This is a genomic window from Dyella ginsengisoli LA-4 (genome assembly GCF_000334915.1).
Lineage (GTDB): Bacteria > Pseudomonadota > Gammaproteobacteria > Xanthomonadales > Rhodanobacteraceae > Dyella_A > Dyella_A ginsengisoli_A.
Genome location: NZ_AMSF01000095.1, coordinates 138,779 through 157,513, shown reverse-complemented (window position 1 = coordinate 157,513; position 18,735 = coordinate 138,779). Strand labels below are relative to the sequence as shown.

Here is an 18,735-nt window from a genome sequence, read left to right as displayed (position 1 = left end):
GCGGGCGGGGGGTGCCCCCGCCGGCTCCGGCTGCGTCAGCGGTTTCACGACGCTGCCGGACAGCCAGACCAATCCGGCCACAGGCCACATTTCCTCGTTCGTGGTCAGCTCGCTCGACCGCACCTACACCGACGTCCTGCCGAGCTTCAACATCGCCTACGACCTGACCGACAGCCTGCTGCTGCGCGGTGCCGCGTCCAAGGTGATTTCGCGTCCGAGCTACAGCGACATCGCTGCCCCCGGCGGCCTGCAGTACTACAGCCAGGAATACGTCAACGACCGTCGCCTGATCGGTGGCGGCGACGAGGTGGGCTGGTACGGCGCAGGCAGCAACAAGAACCTGCAGCCGTACAAGGCCACCCAGTACGACCTGGGACTGGAGTGGTATTTCCATCCCGGTTCCGTGCTCGGCGCCGACCTGTTCCGCAAGAACGTCAGCAACTTCTCGGTGCCGGTGGTGCAGGACGTGTCGATGGATGTCGGCGGCCAGAAGGTGACCGTGCAGAACTACTCGACCACCGCCGGCGGCCGCAACGGTGTGTCCGAAGGCGTCGAACTGTACGCGCAGCACACGCTCGATTTCGGTCTGGGATTCCAGGTCAACTACACCTACAACAAGACCAACGAGGCGGCCATCACCCTCGGCGACGGCACCGCGATCGGCAAGTCGCCGCTGGTCGGCAGTGCCAAGAACCAGGCCAACTTCACCGTGTTCTACGAAACCGCCCGGTTCCTGGCGCGAGCCTCCTACAACCGGCGTGGCCAGGTGGTCGATGGCCTGGTCAACGGCCTCAACGTCTATGAGGAGCCATACCAGCAGATCGACCTCAATGCGGCGTACAACATCACCAAGGCGCTCAGCGCGTCCGCTTCGGTACTCAACCTGACGAAGGAGGAGTCGCGCTCGCATCTGGGCAACGACACCAAGGCCCGTTTCTACTCCAACGGGTACGCCGGCCGCATCGTCTACATGGGTCTGACGTACAAGTTCTGAGGCAACGGATCCTCCCGCGCCGGCAGGGCCTGTACTTTTGCAGGCCCTGCCGTTTTCATTCACGAACCTCATCCCGGGTGCAGGGGCAATGAACGACAACCGGATCAGGAACATCGTCGTCGTGGGTGGCGGCAGTGCCGGCTGGATGGCGGCGGCGACCTTGGCCACCTACGTCGGCGAGGGCGCCACGATCCGCCTGGTCGAGTCCGAGGAGATCGGTATCGTCGGTGTGGGCGAGGCCAGCGTGCCGCACATGCAGGCGTTCAACAGCACGGTTCTTGGCATCGAGGAGCGCGAGTTCGTGGTCCGTACCCAGGCCACGTTCAAGCTCGGCATCCAGTTCAACGACTGGGGGCACATCGGCGAAAGCTACATCCACGGCTTCGGCAAGATCGGCCGGGGGCTGGGGCCGCTGCCGTTCCACCAGTTCTGGCTGAAGCTGTTCCTCGGCGGGCGCGCGGGACCGATCGGCGCCTATTCGCTGCAGACCGTGGCGGCACCGATGGGCCGTTTCATGGCGAGTGCCCGCGACGTTCCGCCCGGCTCGCCGCTGAGTGACATTGCCTACGCCTACCACTTCGACGCGGCCGCGTACGCCCGCTACCTGCGCGGCCTGGCCGAAGGGCGCGGTGTGCAGCGGGTGGAAGGCAGGATCGTCTCGGTGAGCCGGCGCGCGGGCGACGGATTCGTCGATGCGGTGGTGATGGAAAGCGGCGAGCGCATCGAGGGCGAGCTGTTCATCGACTGCTCGGGCTTCCGCGGTCTGCTGATCGAGCAGGCGCTTGAGACCGGCTACGAGGACTGGACGCACTGGCTTCCATGTGACCGCGCGATGGCGGTGGCGTGCGAGTCTGTCGGCCCCCCGTTGCCATACACCCGCGCGACAGCGCGGCCGGCCGGCTGGCAGTGGCGCATCCCGCTGCAGCATCGTGTCGGCAACGGCTACGTGTACTCCAGTCACCGGATCAGCGACGACGAGGCAGCCGCGACCCTGCTGGCGAACCTGGACGGCCCGGTCTTGGGCGATCCACGTCCTTTGCGCTTCACCACCGGTCGACGCAATAGGTTCTGGGACCGGAACGTCGTCGCACTGGGGCTCGCCGCCGGCTTCATGGAGCCGCTGGAGTCGACCAGCATCTACCTGATCCAGTCGGGCCTGCAGCGGTTGCTGGGCCTGTTCCCCGATCGCGATTTCGACCCGATGCTGGTCGAGCGCTACAACCGCGAAACGATCTTCGAGTACGAAAAGACCCGAGACTTCCTGATCCTGCACTACAAGGCGACGGAGCGCGACGACACCCCGTTCTGGGATGCCTGCCGCACCATGGAAGTCCCCGCCTCGCTGCAGGAGAACATCGACCTGTTCCGCGCCAGCGGCCGCTTCTTCCGCGATGCAGAGGAATTCTTCGCGCTGCCGAGCTGGGTCCAGGTGATGCTGGGGCAGGGCATCGTGCCGCGCAGCTACCACCCGGTGGTCGACCGCATGCCCGAGGACGAGCTGGTGCAGTTCGTCGAGCGCGTGCGCCAGTCCATGGCGGAAGCCGCGGCGGCGATGCCGATGCACCAGGTGTTCATCGACCGCTACTGCAAGGCGCCGGCCCCTTGAGCCCCGCACGCCTTGCTGCGGAAGGTCAGACCTCGACCGAGGCCGCGTGCTCGCGCGTGGCAGAGAAGCGCACGTTCGGCCAGCGCTCCTGCGCCAGCTGCAGGTTGACCCGGGTCGGCGCGATGTAGACCAGCTCGCCGGCCGCATCCAGTGCCAGGTTCATCGCGTTCTTCTCGCGGAACTCGGCCAGCATCTTCTCGTCGTCGCAGTGCACCCAGCGGGCGGTGGCCACGCTGACCGGCTCGAAGCTGGCGTCGACGTTGTATTCGTCCTTGAGGCGATAGGCCACCACGTCGAACTGCAGTACGCCGACCGCACCCAGGATCAGGTCGTTCGACATCAGCGGGCGGAAGAACTGCGTGGCGCCTTCTTCCGACAGCTGCGCCAGGCCCTTCTGCAGCGCCTTGGCCTTCAGTGGGTCGCGCAGGCGCGCGCGGCGGAACAGTTCCGGCGCGAAGTTGGGGATGCCGGTGAAGCTGAGCAGTTCGCCTTCGGTGAAGGTATCGCCGATGGTGATGGTGCCGTGGTTGTGCAGGCCGATCACGTCGCCCGGATAGGCCGTTTCGACGATCTCGCGGTCGCTGGCCATGAAGGTGAGCGCGTTGGCGATGCGCACGTCCTTGCCGGTGCGCGGCTGGATCATCTTCATGCCGGCGGTGTAAGTGCCCGAGCAGACCCGCATGAAGGCCACGCGGTCGCGGTGCGCCGGGTCCATGTTCGCCTGGATCTTGAAGACGAAGCCGGTGAGCTTCTCCTCCTCCGGCGATACCTCGCGGGTGAGCGTGCCGCGCGGGCGCGGCGAGGGCGCGTGCTCGACGAAGAAGTCCAGCAGCAGCTGCACGCCGAAGTTGTTCACCGCCGAGCCGAAGAACACCGGGGTCAGCTTGCCGGCCAGGTACTCGTCCAGGTCGAAGGCCGGGGCGGCGCCCTGCACCAGCTCCAGCTCCTCGCGCAGCTCGGCCATCGCCTCGGCACCCACCGCTTCGGCCAGGCCGGGAGCATCCAGCCCCTTGAAGATCGTCGAGTCCTGCCGGGTGAAGTTCTTGCCCGGCTCGAACAGGTGCACCTCGTCCAGCAGCAGGTGGTACACGCCCTTCAGGCGCTTGCCCATGCCGATCGGCCAGGTCACCGGCGCGCACGCGATGCCCAGCACCGACTCCACCTCGTCCATCAGTTCGATCGGCGAGCGGCCCTCGCGGTCGAGCTTGTTGATGAAGGTCATGATCGGCGTATCGCGCAGGCGGCACACCTCCATCAGCTTGATCGTGCGCTCCTCCACGCCCTTGGCGCAGTCGATCACCATCAGCGCCGAGTCCACCGCGGTGAGCACGCGGTAGGTGTCCTCGGAGAAGTCCGCATGGCCCGGGGTGTCGAGCAGGTTGACGATCTTGCCCTCGTACGGGAACTGCATCACCGACGAGGTCACCGAGATGCCGCGCTCCTTCTCCAGCGCCATCCAGTCGGAGGTGGCGTGGCGTGCGGCCTTGCGCCCCTTCACCGAGCCGGCCATCTGGATCGCGCCGCCGAACAGCAGCAGCTTTTCGGTCAGCGTGGTCTTGCCCGCGTCAGGATGGCTGACGATGGCGAAGGTGCGGCGGCGGCGGGTTTCGGTCAGGTGGGTGGACATGGGGTATGAGTCGAGCTGGCCAACTGATCATTGTAGCGTGGCCGGGCTGCCATCGGCGGCCGGTCCCCGACCATGTCCGCATCCTTCCGCTCGCCGCCATTTCACACTTCGGCATCCCGCAATCGGGGATGATGGCAATGCCGCCAACGGCAAGACGAATCGATTCAGGAGGAATTGATATGCGCATCATGAGTTTTCCCGCCATGGCCATGGCATCCCTGTTGACCCTGAGCGGAGCCTGTGGGGCACAGGAAGTCCACCAGAACGTGATACCCACCGCAGTGCCGATCACCCCCAGGGCCACCCAGCTCAAGCGCTGCGAGAACTTCGGCAATCTGGTGCGGATGGCGGCCGATGCCCGCGATCGGCACGTACCGCAGAGCCGCTTCACCTCGCGCTTCGGGCCCCGGAAGCTGAGTCAGGGCATGTTGGGCGTGATACACGACGTATATGCAAGCAAGCAGAGCCCCGCGGCCCTGCAGGAGCAGATGCAGAAGCAGTGCGAGGCACGCGTCTCCTGAGCCAGTGCGTGCAGTGTGTATCGCGGTTGGTCGTGACGAAAGGCCCGGCATGCCGCCGGGTCTTTCGTTTTCCGGGGGCAGGCCCCGGCCGGATCACTTGGCCAGCTTGGTCAGCACCTGGTGCCAGAAGTGCAAGCCGGCGCCCACCTCGGAGACAGGCAGCTTCTCGTTGAGGCCGTGGGCGAAGGTGTCGTCGGGCTTGGTGAAGGCCGCGTCGGTGCCGTAGCAGGGTACGCCGGCGTTGCGGAAGTACATGCTGTCCGATGCCCCGGCGGACATGCCCGGTACGATCTCCACGTCGGGGAAGCGCGCATGCACCGCCTCGGTCACCGCGGCGATCACATCCGGGCGCAGCGGTGAGGCGGGGCTTTCCACCGGCTTCGGATCGAGCACGGTAATGGTCGCCGTCGGGTCGTCGATCACCTTGGTCAGGGTCTCGCGCACGCTGGCCACCGGGGTGCCCGGGAAGATCCGGCAGTTCACGTTGACGCTGGCGCTCTGCGGCAGGGCGTTCAGCGCGTGGCCGCCCTGCAGCATGGTGGCCACGCAGGTGGTGCGGATCTGGCCGACATAGGCGGGGTCGGCCGAGATCGTCGCCGCGGCCTGCGCGTCATCGGGGTGATCGGCGAAGCGGACCATGGCCTGGCCCAGCGCGCCGGGCGTGTGCGCGCCGGTGGCGCGCAGCGAGGCACGGGTGATGTCGTTGATCATCGGCGGAAACTGGTAGGCCGCGACCTTGTCGATCGCGTGCGACAGGCGGTAGATCGCGTTGTCCGGCGAGGGTTCGCTGGAGTGGCCGCCGGGCGAGGTGAAGGTGATGCGGAAGTCCGCGTAGGTCTTCTCGGCAGCCTGGATCTGGTAGACCACCGGCTTGCCGGTGGCCGGGTCCAGCGTGCCGCCACCGGCATCGGCGTTGAGCAGGAATTCGGCGTCGTGGTAACGCCTGGCCAGTTCGCGGGTGGTGGCCATGTCGGTCTCTTCGTCGCCCGACAGCAGCAGCACGATGTCGCGGCTGGGCTTGAAGCCTTCGCGCTTGAGCCGGATCAGCGTCTCCACCAGCACTACTACGGCGGTCTTCATGTCGGCGGTGCCGCGGCCGTAGAGGTAGCCGTTTTCCTGCAGCAGGGTGAACGGGTCGCGGGTCCAGTCCGCACGCTTGGCGGCCACCACGTCCATGTGGCCGGACAGGTAGATCGGCTTGCCGTGGCCGGTGCCGCGGTAGCGGGCGACCAGGGCGGCGGTCTCGCCGACCGGGATGATCTCGACGTCGTCAGCGGCGAAGCCGCCCTCCTTGAGCTTGTCGGCCAGGTAGGCGGCAAGCGCCGGCACCTGGTGGTTGCCTTTGACCGTGGGCACGCTGATCGCGTGGCGCAGCATGGCCATGGCCTCACCCAGTTCCCGGGTCTGCATCGGCGGCCCCGGATGCGCCGCCATCGCGGGAGCGGCGGTGAGGCCCAGAGCCATCAGGACGGCCAGGGGCCGCAGGGTGCGTGCTGCTTTCATTTCGATGGTTCTCCCCATGGTGCGTCGAGTGACGTTCATCCGAGTATGCGTGCCGCCGCGCGCGCTGCCTATGGGGGCCCGGCCCGTGCTGGCGCGTGGGCCGGGAGGACGGCGTCAAAGCTTGTAGTTCACCCCGAACATCACCGTACGCCCCCAGGTGTCGTATTCCAGCGGGCGGGCGACCTGGACGCCGTTGGGCAGGCCGGCGATCTGCTGGGTGGTGTCGGACGAGTTGGTCAGGTTGTTCACCTGCAGCAGCAGCGAGAGCCCCCTCATGCGTCCTTCGTCGAAGGCGTAGCCCAGTTGCAGGTCGGTCTGGCGGTTGGCCAGCACGGTGGTGTAGCCGAGCTGGTCGAACAGCGCGACGGCCTCGCCGGTGAACGAGGAGCGGTAGCGCTCGGCGATACGCGCGGAAAAACCGTACTTCTCGTAGTAGATCGCGAGGTTGGCCACCTTGCGCGACAGCCCGGGCAGGGTGTGCGGACCGCCCGGGATCGAGGACACCGAGCTCTTCGGGATGCTGCTGTTGGTCAGCGAGAAATTGGCCTGCACACCGAAGCCGTCCAGCGCATCGGCGAGCAGCCCGCCCTCCAGCGCGCCGGACAGCTCCAGGCCTTCCATGCGCCCACCGGTGCCGTTCTCCGGCCGGGTGAACGAGCCGTAGTTGCTGGTCGGGGTGAGCGTGGGGTTGTCGTTGGTGTAGTTGGAGAAGTCGTAGTGCAGCGTAGTCTGGTTGTAGATGTAGTTCAGCAGGTTCTTGTTGAACACCGCGACCGCGACGTAGCTGGACTTGCCGAAGTAGTTTTCCCACGACAGGTCGGTGCCGACCGCGACGTACGGCTTGAGCTTCGGGTTGCCGCCGCTGCCCGACCACAGCACCTGGCCGGCCGCCGGACCGTTCTGCACCAGCGACACGCCGGCCGAGGTGGCGACCTTCTCGTCGTCGATCCGGCCGCGGGCCATGGTCTTGGCCAGGCCGAAGCGGAGCACTTGGTGGTCGGTGAGCTGGGCGACCAGGTTCAGGCTGGGCAGCACGTTGGTATAGGACGCGCCGCCGGAGATGTGTCCGACCAGGGTGTCGCCGTTGGTCTGCAGCGCATCGGACGACTGGTTGGTGTGCACCACCTGCACGCCGACGTTGCCACGCAGCGGGATGTCGCCAAGCTGTGTGTCGATGTCGAACTTCACGTAACCCAGCGGCACCTTCTCGCGCACCGTGTAGTTGCGGTTGTAGTCGGCCAGGCCGTTGCGGGCGGTCAGGTAGAACTGGTTGTCCAGCGCGCCGAGCACGTCGTAGTAGACGATGCCGGGAATGCCGCCGTAGGCCAGCGAGGTGGGCGAGCGGATCAGGCCTGCGCTTATCGGTGCGCCGAAGTTGTTGTCGTAGGTGCCGCTGGTCGAGCCGTTGCCGTTGAGCCAGGCGAAATAGACGTCCGCCTGCTTGGTCTTGGTGCGTTCGGACCAGTCTGCGCCCAGCGTGAAGTCGGAGAATATCCAGCCGGCCGGATGCGTTGCCTCCAGCCGGATCGCGCGGATCGTGTCGCGCTGGCGGTCGAACTCCTGGCGGCCGTTGTAGCCGTAGTTGTCCGGATCGGTGAACACCACGTTGGCCGGGTTGGACAGGTCCACGCCGGTGCGGAAGTCCGGGTAGCCGTTGCCCACCGGGGTGTTGAACTGCACGCTGGTGGTGCCGCCGTTGGGCAGGCCGGTGAACAGGTAGGCGTCGCGCAGCTTTCGCTTGGCGGTGGAGTACGACAGGTCGGCCATCGCCTGCCAGCCGTTGCCGAAGTCGTACTGGTTGTTCCAGCCGGCGGAAAACAGCTTGTCGTGCTCGCGGTTGAACTCGTTCTGCATGATCGGCTTGATGCCGTCGATCGTCCCCGAGGTGACCAGTGGATAGGGCTGGTAGGGCGTGACACCGACGTTGCTGTAGGAGATGCCGTCCCACGGGCTGCTCGACCACTGCAGGCCGTTCGTGTACTGCCGCTGGTTGAAGGTCGAGTAGTACATGTCCAGCGTGGAGTGGTAGTGCTCGCCTGGCGCCCACTCGATCACCGCCATCAGGCCGTTGCGCTTCTGCCGCTCGGACTTGGCACGCAACTGCATGCCCTCCTGCGAGATCGCCCCGTCCGGCATGCCGGGCGTGTGCGGTGCGCCCCAGTTCTGTTCGGCGCTGCCCGGACCGTTGTCCACGCTCCACCACCACGCCTGGTACTGCTTCTCCTGGATCGGCGAATCGAGCTGGGCGAAGCCCACCGCCACGCCAAGCGTGTGGTCGAGGAACTGGTCGATGTACGAAGCGCTGGCGCGGTGGCCCATGTCGCCCACGCCGGAGCCCGGATTGAGCTTGCCGTTGGTGGTGTGCTCTCCGCGCACGTTGAGCACGATGGCGCGATGGGGCAGGTCGAGCGGGCGGATCGTGTGCAGGTCCACCGTGCCGGACAGGCCCTGGCCGATCACGCTGGCGTCCGGCGTCTTGTAGACCGTGACGCCGTTGATCAGCTCGGACGGGTACTGGTCGTATTCCACGCCGCGGTTCTCGCCGATGGTGGCCTGCTCGCGGCCGTTCAGCGTGGTGCCGGCGAAGTCGGGCGACAGGCCGCGGATCGAGATCATGTTGGCGCGGCCGTCCAGCCGCTGGGTGGCCAGACCGGGCAGGCGCGCCAGACTCTCGGCGATGCTGGCGTCGGGCAGCTTGCCGATGTCCTCGGCGGAGATCGCCTCGACGATGTCGTTGGCGTTCTGCTTGGTCCTGATCGAACTCTCGATGCTGCTGCGGATGCCGGTGACCACCACGGTCTGCAGGGTGGTGGCGGCGGGTTTGGCGGATTTCCCGGTGGCTGTCGCCGGCGTGCTCTGTCCGGCCGGTGGCGCGGCGGGCATCGCTGGCGTGTCTTGTGCCTGGGCCATGCCGACGCTGAGCAACCCGAGCAGTGCAGCCTGGCACGCGAGCGAGAGCCGCTGCCGGCGGGGCTGTGTGCGAGAGGCGGCGGTCGTGCCGGATGAATGGCCGGTGTGCATGGTGATCTCCCTGTCTGACGACGATTCGATGGGTCCGGCAATCCCCTGCGTCGCCGGTGGGCGCGGAGCATCTGCGAGCGCACTCGGCCTTGTCACCATGCGATGCACCAAGTGATGCGTGGGGCCGCTTGCGCGCCTCGCATGAGTTTGCGAAAGGCTCGATCAACAGCTCGAGACTGCTCCGCGGGCTTTTTCGGTCACCGGCCGTGAAGCCGGTGTAGTTGCGCAGGCGGAGGCCAGCTTCGCCTCCGCGACCATCATCTTGCCTGCCGTGTTCGCCGGCGCTTCCCCGTAGTGATCGAAGATCATCGTGAAATTTCCCGCGGTCGGAGGCAGGCAGTGATGGGAAGGGGCCCGGGGCACTGCACAATCCGACACGGCTAGACCCGCATCTGCGGTGCGGCTTCCATCTGTGTCATGGCGGATGGGGCGTGCATCTGCTTCTGTGGTTGCTGCGCCGGATCCTGCTCCCGCTGCAGGGCAACCTGCAGATACCTCTCGCTGCTCCGCTCCAGCGGCGTGCTGATGGCCTGCAGGGTGGATATTTCGGCTATCCGCTTGAGTGGCGACGTGTGCTGGGCGATGAACATGCTCGATCCGTCCTTGATGTCCGGTAGCAGCGCGTCGATCCGCGTGATGCCGTTGGCGAGCGCGGCGACGGCGGCAAACCCGGCGAGATTGTGGCTGCGCACATCGGGCGCTCGATCATGCTGGGCATCGAGAATCTCAACGTGGGCCTGCGCCTGCTTGAACAGGGCATGCCCGGGATGGTCCGGATCATCCATAAGGAGCGTGCTCCCGGCGCGATGTGCCCCGCTTCGTTCCGAAGCTGGCGCGGACGTTCGCTGGTCGGCATCGGCGCGCGGTTGATGCGCCCTGGCCTCAGCAGTCTCTGCCGCCGGTGAGTTCGCCGACTTGCCCAGCACGCCAGTCACCGAATCCGGCATCGGCCCATACTGCTTCCAGCCACGTTGCTCGTACATCGTCCGGTAACGCTCGGCAATGCTTCGGGGCTCCTGCGCGAGGTTGTCTGCGGCGACGGCGCCCGCCGCGATATCGAGCAGCGCGGCGCGCGCAGGCGTGGCGATGTCGACGCCGTAATGGCTCAAGCCACGCTCGGCGAAGCCGTCGACATACGAGCGTGACCATTGCTTCGTCTGCGCGTCGCGTATCCATGGCGGATCGCCTGGCAGGTTGGGATCCTCCGCGGTCGCTGGCTGGGTAAACGGATCGCCCGGGCTGGCCGGGTGTGCCAGTGCCAGTTCCACCGCCGTCGTGTTGGCCTGATAGTTGAGGCGGTCACCGAGTTCGGCTGGCGCGGGCTCTTCGTGCGTTCGGCTCAGACCGTGCTCGGCGAACGCGTCGGTGATGGTGCGGGTCCAGCCCTGGTGTGGCCTGGAAGGATCGTAGTGCCACGACTTGCCTTGATCATCGCTCTGCACGTAGATCTTGTGATCGTCGTAAGCATCCATCAGCTTGTTGCCACCGAACACGCCGATGCCGCCGCCGATCAGGGCACCTGTCACGCTTCCCGCCGGACCACCGGCACTGCCAATTTCCGCGCCGACCGCCGCCAGCCCGAACCCTGCGACGTTGCGGCTGGCGAAGTGTTCGATCTCGGAGGTGGCGCCGGTCTTGTTGTGCTGACGCAGAAGGTGGGACGCGTGCAAGGCGGTGCTGCCGGCATCGTAGGCCACCGCAACCGTCCCGCCGAGGGCGCCGGTATCGCGAACCAGCTTCGCTAGCCTGGCGTCACGCCCGGCCTGTGCCACTTCGGCCTCCCATGCGTGCCAATGCTGCTGCCCCGCCAGCACGTAGGAGCTGGGCGGCCCCATGCGGTCGGCCAATGGGCGCGTGCCAGTAGCAAAGCCTGGCTTCCGGCCCTGGATGCATGTGCCGACGCAGTACGCACGGCTGTCCAGCATCAGGAGGTCATTGTCACCATGCAATGGCGTGCCGGCATAGTTCACCGCCACGTTCAGTTGACCCACGTTGTCGCGGGCGCGCGCTACCACCATCTCGAAAGCAGCCTGGGTGCCGTGCGAGGCTTGGCGTGCGGCCAGCACGTCACGTGGTACGTCCTCGATGGTGGTGATGTTCGGATTGGCCAGTGCATGCGGCAATTCCACCGCGCCGAATACGCGATCGGGCCGCGCATCGCTGGCGATGATCCGCACTTCGCCACGGGTGGCATCGACGAACCGGGCCGAAGCATCGGCCCAGGGACCTTGCCGGGCGTCATAAAGCCAGTCGGTTGCGGGGCCGCGGTAGGTGCCGTTGATCAGCGGGCGTGCCGGAATTCCGTAGGTCTCAGCTACGGCATGATAAAAGTCGCGGGATTGAAGAAATCTTGCCGCCTGGCTGTTATCGATGACGCGAACGTCTTCGCCGCTGGCGTTCATGGCCTTGATGACATCCGACGACCAGACTTCCTTCGTCGTCGGTCCGCTGTAAAGCACGGTAAGCTTGCCTGAGGCATCTGCATCGATTTGCGACGCCAGTTCGCGCAGGTTTTCGGGTGTGCGATAAGCATCGGGATGCTGGCGCAGTAGCGTGATGGCTTGATCCGAGGTCAGCGGCGTGCTCATAGCGTGCACCCCTCGGCGATGTCGAGCGTGACGCTGTAGTCCGTATTGGTCGAATAGACGCCAAAATCCTTGTATGCGATCAGCGCCTCTTTAAGGATGTCGAGTATCTGTTCCTTTTGCGCCTTCAGATGTGCGGGCAAACCACTGCTGCCGCGGAGCCGTACCAATAACCAATGCGACCAGCCGGGTTCGCCGCGTCCTCCATGACCGTCCAGCAAATCAAGCCGTAGAACCAGCAGATCGCCACGCCAGTAAAGCGTCCACGTGGTCTGGTTGCGGATGTCCGGGTCGCCACCGCCACCGTTTGCGACATTACGGAGATAGATGTCTCGCTCGCGGTCTATAGTCCAGTCGCGTGCGTTGGTTCCGCCGACCACGAAGCGCTTGTCGATCTCGGCGAGGTGGTACTTCTCCACATCCTCGGGCGGGATGAATTCATTCACGAAAGCCATGCTGCCGCTCCTTGATGTGTCATCACGTCGACGTTCTCCCTAGGGCATACCCTTGCCCATGCTGTCAGCTCCCGGGAGTTTCGCCGCATGTCTGTTGCGCGTGCCCTGATCATCTCCACTCATCTGATTCATTGCATCTATTGCATCCGATGACCAGAGTTACGTTGTCGGCGATCGGCTTTGGAGCAGGTTGGGCAGTCTGGGGCACCCGCATCGATCCCGCGGGCCGGTGAACGCAAGTTTTGCGCCGTGCGATAGGCATCAGGTTGCCCGCGAAGCAGTGCTATGGCTTGATCCGACGTCAGTGGCGTGCTCATAGCGCGCAGCCTTCGGCGATGTCCAGCGTGACGCTGTACGAGGCGTAGACGCCCGAGTAGACGCCCGCTGCCTGATAGACAGTCAATGCTTCCTTGAGGGTGTCTAGAATCTGCGTCCTTTGTGACTTCAGATGTGCCGGCAAACCGCTGGTGCCGCAAACCCACACCAGCCGCCAGTGCGACCAGCCCGGCTCACCATGCTCACCGCGACCTTCCAGCAAATCGAGGCGTAGAACCAGCAGATCGCCTTGCCAATACAGTGTCCATTCGGTCTGATTGCGGATGTCGGGGTCGCCGCCGCCGCCTCTCGCTACGTTACGTAGATAAATGTTGCGCTCGCGATCGATGGTCCATTGGCGAGAGCTCGTTCCACCCACGATAGAGCGCCTGTCGATCTCCGCCAGGCGATACTTCTCCACATGCTCGGATGGGGTGAACTCATTCACGAAAGCCATGCTGTCGCTCCCTGATCGGACATCCTCGCCCGCGCCCTGCGGCCAGTGAGGGGCCAAAGTGCAGCGCAGCCGGTTGCGCATCGGATTTCCCCGGGGCCATGAGCAGTCCTTGCCGGAGACGGGATGGATCGGCTGGCAGGATAGCGTTCTGCCTCGGGCGATTCATGGCGAGCAGCCAGATCATTCGTGTAGGGGCATGGCGCTCCCATCATCCGGGTCGATGCCGACACCGGCTTCCGGCGAGCGATACGCACAAAAAAAGCCCGGGGATTGCTCCCCGGGCTTTCTCGGGCAACGGCCGTCAGGCGCGCTGCCCGCGGAAGCGAAGACTTACTTCGCTTCCTTCTCCATCAGCTTGTCGACCAGGTTCGCCGGCACTTCCTCGTAGTGATCGAAGATCATCGTGAAGTTGCCGCGGCCGGAGGTGGCCGAACGCAGGAAGTTGATGTAGCCGAACATCTCCGCCAGCGGCACGAAGCCCTGCACGTAGGCCTGCGGACCCTTCTGGCCCTGCTCGCTCACCGAACCGCGACGGCGGTTGATGTCGCCGATGACGTCGCCGAGGTAGTCGGCTTCGGTCACCACTTCCAGGCTCATGATCGGCTCGAGCAGCTTCGGCTTGGACATCCGCTGTGCTTCGCGGAAGCAGGCGCGGGCGGCGATTTCGAACGCCAGCGCCGACGAGTCGACGTCGTGGTACTTGCCGTCCACCAGGCGCGCCTTGAAGTCGAGCACTTCGTAGCCGGCCACCTGGCCCTGGCGCGACTCCACCTCGATCGCGTGCTGCACGGCCGGGATGTACTCGCGCGGCACGCGGCCGCCGACGATCTCATCGGAGAACACCACGCCCGAACCCGGCTCGCCCGGCTCGAAGATCATCTTCACTTCGGCGAACTGACCCGAACCACCGGACTGCTTCTTGTGGGTGTAGGTGTGCTCGACGGTCTGGCCGAAGGCCTCGCGGAAGCTGACCTTGGGCTTGCCCATGTTCGCGTCCACGCCCAGCTCGGTGCGCATGCGGTCGATGGTGATTTCCAGGTGCAGCTCGCCCATGCCCTTGAGCACGGTCTGCCCGGTTTCCTTGTCCACTTCCAGCTTCAGCGACGGATCGGCCTTGACCATCTTGTAGAGCGCGGTGGACATCTTGTCGACGTCGTTGCGGCTCTTCGGCTCCACCGACACGCTGATCACCGGGTCCGGGAAGCGCATGCGCTCCAGCAGCACCGGATGGCCCGGATCGGTCAGCGAGTCACCGGTCTCGGTTTCCTTCAGCGACACGAACGCGCAGATGTCGCCGGCGCGGACTTCGTCGATTTCCTTGGTGGCGTTCGCCTGCACTTCCACGATGCGGCCGATGCGCTCCTTCTTGCCACGGGTGACGTTCTGCAGGGTGTCGCCCTTCTTGATCACGCCGGAGTAGATGCGGGTGAAGGTCAGGGTGCCGAACTGGTCGTTGATCACCTTGAACGCCAGCGCGCGGGCCGGGGCGTCGTCGGTCACTTCCTGCTCGCCGAGGATGTTGCCGTCCTCGTCCACCAGCTGGATACCGCCGTTCTCACCCGGGAACGGCATGTAGTCGATCACGCCGTCCAGCAGCTGCTGCACGCCCTTGTTGCGGTAGGACGAGCCGCAGAACACCGGGACCAGCTTGCCGGCCACGCAGCCCTTGCGGATGCACTCCTTGAGCTTCTCCAGCGAGGGAATCTCGCCGTTGGAGAGGTAGGCGTCCATCGCCTCGTCGTCCATCTCGACGGCGGTCTCGATGCTCTGCTCGCGCAGCGCGGCGAGGTTGGCGACCCACTCCTTGTCGGCGGTGGCGCTGAGCGCCTGCACGCGCGGGTGGTTGGCCACTTCCTCCAGCGGGATCGACTCCCACTTGCTGTCCTTGTCGTCGCCCTGCCAGATGTAGCCCAGGCCGGCGATCAGGTCGACCATGCCCATGAAATCGTCGTGGCTGCCCAGCGGAACCTGGCACAGCACCACGTTGGCGCCGAGGCGGTTCTTGATGCCGTCGACGCAATGCTTAAAGTTCGCGCCGATGCGGTCCATCTTGTTGACGTAGCACATGCGCGGCACGTTGTACTGGTCGGCCAGGCGCCAGTTGGTCTCGGTCTGCGGCTCCACGCCGGCCACGCCGTCGAACACCACCACGGCGCCGTCCAGCACGCGTAGCGAACGGTTCACCTCGATGGTGAAGTCAACGTGCCCGGGGGTGTCGATCACGTTGATCTGGTAGCCCTTCCACTCGGTCGACACGGCGGCCGACTGGATGGTGATACCGCGCTTACGCTCCTGCTCCAGGTAGTCGGTCGTGGTCGAACCCTTGCCGTCCTTGGTGTCGTGAACGTCGACGATCTGGTGCTTCTTGCCGGTGTAGTACAGGACGCGCTCGGTGGTCGTCGTCTTGCCGGCGTCGATGTGCGCAATGATGCCGATGTTGCGATAGAGCTTGAGGGGTTTCTGTCGGGCCACTGTCGGAGTTCCGTAGGTGCGTTTTAAGGGAAGCGTGAGCAGGACAGCGCTCGTGCTGCCCCATGGAATATCGTGCGCTTTCGGTGGTTCGATGCTTGCAACGCGCCCGATTGCCCGGCGCGCAGGTGCGTCAAACTGCCGATTATAACCGGGTTTCTTGGCAAATCAGAGCCCTGCGTTCAGTCAGTCGGCTCGGACAGGGGGCGGTACGGCAGCGAATGGCGTCCAGGCCGGCTCCGGCGCGGTCCTCCGGCCGGATTATCCCGCATGCCGTGGTCCCCACCGCGCCGCCGGGTGGGTAGGGAATTTCACGGCCGGCGGGGCGCCGGGCGCCCGTTCAGCCAGTCACTGCTGCCAGGGGCTTGCTCCGGTGGAACGGGTGACCCGGATGTCCGGGATCGCGAGCCTGGCGGCGGGGCGGGCATCGAAAGTTCCGGGTGGATCGCCCTCTGGCCCCGGCTGCGGCTGGTTACCGAAGCGGCGGCGCCCGGCAACAGGCCCGGGGGTACCTGTCCGTCGACGCGGCGCGTGCGCCGGGCGTGGGCGAGCCGCGCCGCTGAGGCCCTGGCTGGGTCATGTTCCGCTGGCCCCGCGTGGACAGCTGTCCATGGCCTCGCGGGGCGGGGTGACCATGCAGGTGCTGGCGGCCCGGTGGGGGTGAGTCGCTCGATCTACGGTAGTGGCGCGACCGCAGGTATCGCTGCGCCCAGTCGGCGCAGCCAGCGGTAATGCGAGGCGATGCCGGCGAAAAACGTGCGATGCGCATGGTATGGCACGCCGAATTCGCGGCAGGTGGCTTCCACCACCTTCGCCACGGCCGGGTAGTGCACGTGGCTGATGCGCACGAACAGGTGGTGCTCCACCTGGAAGTTGAGCCCACCGATCAGCCAGCTGAGCAGGCGGTTGTCGCGCGCGAAATCGACCGTGGTCCGCAGCTGGTGGATCGCCCAGGGCGTTTCCATGCGGCCGCTGGCGCCGTCCGGGTGCGGAAAGTCCGCCTCTTCCACCACGTGCGCCAGCTGGAACACGATCGCCAGCAGGAACCCGGCCACCGCCGACACCGCGGCGTAGAACAGCACCACTGTGCCCAGCGGATGGAACGCCAGCGGCAGCCCGAACGCCAGCGTGAAAAACGCCAGCTTGCCCAGCACGAACAGCGTGAGGTCCCAGCCGCGCGGCCGCTCGAAGGGCCGCTCGCCGATGCGGCCGGTCAGCATGTCGCGGAAGTCGCCGTACAGGTGCCAGCGGATCGCCGTGACGGTGTAGAGCACCCACAGGTAGATATGCTGGAAGCGGTGCCAGGGGCGCCGTGGCTGGTCGGGCGAGAGCCGGCCGAGGATGCCCAGGTCGATGTCGCTGTCGTGCTGGTCGATGTTGACGTAGGTGTGGTGATAGCGCGCGTGCTTCCACTGCCAGATGTACGAGCTGCCGCCGACCAGGTCGAGCGTGAACGCCATCAGCTTGTTGACCCAGCGCCGCTCCGAATACGCCTGGTGGCCGCCGTCGTGCATGATGTTGAAGCCGATGCCGGCCGTGGCCGCGCCGAGCAGCAGGGTCAGCGGCAGCGCCTGCCACCATGTCCGGGCGAGGAACACCAGCCCGACGTAGGCAGCGATGAAAACGGCCAGGATGATCGCGGTCTTCGCGTACATCGAGCCGGCGTCGCGCGGGTCACATCCCCGCACCCGGAAATCGGCCTCGACCCGTCGCCGCAATTCGCGCTGAAACGTGTTGTCGCCACTGAATCCCAGTCGTTCGCTGGCGGCGGGCGGGGGGCGACGCGTATCGTCCCGGCGTTGGGTGGACCCGAGGGACATGTCGCTGCTTTCCAGGCGGAACGGATCCCGATGTTAGCCGCTATCCCGGTCGCCCCGTGTGAGCGAGGTGGTAGTCAGGCGTTACCGATCAGCAGCAAGGCCAGGCCCAGCACCGCAGGCGCGGCCTGGATCCAAAGCACCTTGCGGGTGGCGGTCAGGCCGCCGTAGAGCCCGGCCACCAGCACGCAGCCGAGAAAGAACGCCTTCACGTGCAGGCCCTCGGCGCCGCCCAGCCACAGGCCCCAGGCCAGCCCCGCAGCGAGAAAGCCGTTGTACAAGCCCTGGTTGGCCGCCAGCACCTTCGACTGCTCGGCGAATTCGGCGGTCAGCCCGAATGCCCGTCGCCCGGCCGGCCGGGTCCACAGGAACATCTCCAGCACCAGGAACCACAGGTGCAGCAGGGCGATGATGGCGATGACGATGGAGGCGGCGAGGGCCATGGTGCGAGACCGGCAGCGGGTGGCCGGGCAGTGTCGCAAGTCACCGCGGCAGCCGGCAAATCCTGGCCGGTTCTCCTCAGGCGGCGCGGAAGGTGACCACCAGCACGTCGCGATGGCCCGGTTGCGCGGGATCCAGCGGCGTGACCGGGGTGACGCCATGGAACACGCGGGCATCGTCCACCAGGGCGGCGTCCAGCGGGCGGGTGAGCGTGAAGCTGCCCAGCTCGGTCCCGTCGGGGGTGAGGATGGTGGTGGTCCCGCTGGCGATGTTGTGACGGTCGACCATCAGCACCAGCACGTAGTCCACGCCGTCCCGGTGCATGCCCTCGGGCGTCGGCTCGCCGGCCTGGTCCGGCAGCGCCTCGATGCGGAACTGGTGCACCTCCACATGCCACTGCCGGGTTCGCGGAGCCAGTGCGCCGAACAGGTCGCGGCTGAAGGCCAGGATCCGCTGCAGGCTGGCGCCTTCGGCGACCGCCGGCTCGATCGGCTCGAACCAGCGCTGGATGTCGCCCTGCAGCCGGTTGTAGGCCAGGCTCTGGAAGTGCGGCTGGTGGGGCTGGCGGAGGATCTCGCCGTCCTCGCCGACGGCGAAGGTGGCGTGGCGCCGGCGCCGATGGCGGCCCTGTGCGGCGAGATAGGTGTCGGGCGCCAGGTCGTTCCAGCTGGCGGCGAACGCCGGCCAGTCGCCAAGGGCGGCCGGGGCATCCAGCAGGGCGCCGGTGACCGGGGCGTCGAGGAAAGCGAAGCCGTCACGCCGGAGGCATTCGCCCAGCGCGGTGAAGTCGGGGATGGGGGGCATGCGCGAAAGCGTAGCAGCTGACCGGCGCAATGGGCTTCGGTCCGGCCGGCAGGGCCGCCATGGCCGCGCTGCCGGATCGTTTCAACTGCACCGGATTTCTACATGATCAAATCGCATATG

At 66.2% G+C, this 18,735-nt stretch carries 13 protein-coding genes; 3 read left to right on the top strand and 10 right to left on the bottom strand.

Features of this window, described 5'->3' with window-relative positions; genetic code table 11:
* Positions 1-994: TonB-dependent receptor domain-containing protein (locus tag C693_RS0120260; RefSeq protein WP_026107587.1), on the top strand; the 994-nt coding region annotated here is incomplete at its 5' end.
* An 88-nt stretch (positions 995-1,082) separates the two neighbouring features.
* Positions 1,083-2,600, top strand: coding sequence for a tryptophan halogenase family protein (locus tag C693_RS0120255; protein WP_017464111.1), 1,518 nt, complete (start codon positions 1,083-1,085; stop codon positions 2,598-2,600).
* 25 nt (positions 2,601-2,625) lie between these two features.
* Here C693_RS0120255 and C693_RS0120250 read toward each other — a convergent pair whose 3' ends face one another.
* The gene (locus C693_RS0120250; protein WP_017464110.1) at positions 2,626-4,227 is read right to left on the bottom strand and encodes a peptide chain release factor 3; all 1,602 of its coding nucleotides are present in this window, start codon (positions 4,225-4,227) and stop codon (positions 2,626-2,628) included.
* 179 nt (positions 4,228-4,406) lie between these two features.
* Here C693_RS0120250 and C693_RS0120245 point away from each other — a divergent pair, with 179 nt between their 5' ends.
* A complete protein-coding gene (locus tag C693_RS0120245; protein ID WP_017464109.1) occupies positions 4,407-4,748 on the top strand; it encodes a hypothetical protein in 342 nt (113 codons plus the stop codon).
* 93 nt (positions 4,749-4,841) lie between these two features.
* Here the strand turns inward: C693_RS0120245 and C693_RS0120240 are convergent, their stop codons facing one another.
* The 9 genes from C693_RS0120240 to C693_RS0120200 all read right to left on the bottom strand — a co-directional run bounded on the left by C693_RS0120240 (position 4,842) and on the right by C693_RS0120200 (position 18,615).
* Positions 4,842-6,251 (bottom strand): M20/M25/M40 family metallo-hydrolase, encoded by a 1,410-nt coding sequence (locus tag C693_RS0120240; RefSeq protein WP_017464108.1) that lies wholly within the window; start codon positions 6,249-6,251, stop codon positions 4,842-4,844.
* A gap of 114 nt (positions 6,252-6,365) precedes the next feature.
* Positions 6,366-9,272 carry a TonB-dependent receptor gene (locus C693_RS0120235; protein ID WP_017464107.1) on the bottom strand — a complete coding sequence of 969 codons (2,907 nt, stop codon included), beginning with the start codon at positions 9,270-9,272 and terminating at the stop codon, positions 6,366-6,368.
* Positions 9,273-9,652: 380 nt separating this feature from the next.
* Entirely contained in the window at positions 9,653-11,860 is a 2,208-nt protein-coding gene (locus tag C693_RS0120230; protein ID WP_020379887.1) for an XVIPCD domain-containing protein, read from the bottom strand.
* On the bottom strand, positions 11,857-12,312 hold the full coding sequence (locus C693_RS0120225; protein ID WP_017464106.1) for a hypothetical protein: 456 nt from the start codon (positions 12,310-12,312) through the stop codon (positions 11,857-11,859). The genes C693_RS0120230 and C693_RS0120225 overlap by 4 nt, the downstream gene beginning before the upstream one ends.
* A 313-nt stretch (positions 12,313-12,625) precedes the next feature.
* Positions 12,626-13,084, bottom strand: a complete 459-nt coding sequence (locus tag C693_RS0120220; protein ID WP_017464105.1) for a hypothetical protein — start codon at positions 13,082-13,084, stop codon at positions 12,626-12,628.
* A 330-nt stretch (positions 13,085-13,414) separates the two neighbouring features.
* A complete protein-coding gene (gene fusA, locus C693_RS0120215) occupies positions 13,415-15,556 on the bottom strand; it encodes an elongation factor G (RefSeq protein ID WP_017464104.1) in 2,142 nt (713 codons plus the stop codon).
* Between the two features lie 671 nt (positions 15,557-16,227).
* Complete coding sequence (locus tag C693_RS0120210; RefSeq protein WP_100243760.1) at positions 16,228-17,373, bottom strand: fatty acid desaturase family protein; 1,146 nt, start codon at positions 17,371-17,373, stop codon at positions 16,228-16,230.
* Between the two features lie 74 nt (positions 17,374-17,447).
* The gene (locus C693_RS0120205) at positions 17,448-17,813 is read right to left on the bottom strand and encodes a DUF1304 domain-containing protein (protein ID WP_017464102.1); all 366 of its coding nucleotides are present in this window, start codon (positions 17,811-17,813) and stop codon (positions 17,448-17,450) included.
* Between the two features lie 76 nt (positions 17,814-17,889).
* Positions 17,890-18,615 (bottom strand): 2OG-Fe dioxygenase family protein, encoded by a 726-nt coding sequence (locus tag C693_RS0120200; RefSeq protein ID WP_017464101.1) that lies wholly within the window; start codon positions 18,613-18,615, stop codon positions 17,890-17,892.
* Between the last annotated feature and the right edge of the window lie 120 nt (positions 18,616-18,735).

What these genes read in the sequence shown, in the direction of transcription:
- C693_RS0120255 (WP_017464111.1), top strand. Translation starts at nt 1,083, where the DNA reads ATGAACGACAACCGGATCAGGAACATCGTCGTCGTGGGTGGCGGCAGT.
- C693_RS0120250 (WP_017464110.1), bottom strand. Translation starts at nt 4,227, where the DNA reads ATGTCCACCCACCTGACCGAAACCCGCCGCCGCCGCACCTTCGCCATC.
- C693_RS0120245 (WP_017464109.1), top strand. Translation starts at nt 4,407, where the DNA reads ATGCGCATCATGAGTTTTCCCGCCATGGCCATGGCATCCCTGTTGACC.
- C693_RS0120240 (WP_017464108.1), bottom strand. Translation starts at nt 6,251, where the DNA reads ATGAAAGCAGCACGCACCCTGCGGCCCCTGGCCGTCCTGATGGCTCTG.
- C693_RS0120235 (WP_017464107.1), bottom strand. Translation starts at nt 9,272, where the DNA reads ATGCACACCGGCCATTCATCCGGCACGACCGCCGCCTCTCGCACACAG.
- C693_RS0120230 (WP_020379887.1), bottom strand. Translation starts at nt 11,860, where the DNA reads ATGAGCACGCCGCTGACCTCGGATCAAGCCATCACGCTACTGCGCCAG.
- C693_RS0120225 (WP_017464106.1), bottom strand. Translation starts at nt 12,312, where the DNA reads ATGGCTTTCGTGAATGAATTCATCCCGCCCGAGGATGTGGAGAAGTAC.
- C693_RS0120220 (WP_017464105.1), bottom strand. Translation starts at nt 13,084, where the DNA reads ATGGCTTTCGTGAATGAGTTCACCCCATCCGAGCATGTGGAGAAGTAT.
- C693_RS0120210 (WP_100243760.1), bottom strand. Translation starts at nt 17,373, where the DNA reads ATGTCCCTCGGGTCCACCCAACGCCGGGACGATACGCGTCGCCCCCCG.
- C693_RS0120205 (WP_017464102.1), bottom strand. Translation starts at nt 17,813, where the DNA reads ATGGCCCTCGCCGCCTCCATCGTCATCGCCATCATCGCCCTGCTGCAC.
- C693_RS0120200 (WP_017464101.1), bottom strand. Translation starts at nt 18,615, where the DNA reads ATGCCCCCCATCCCCGACTTCACCGCGCTGGGCGAATGCCTCCGGCGT.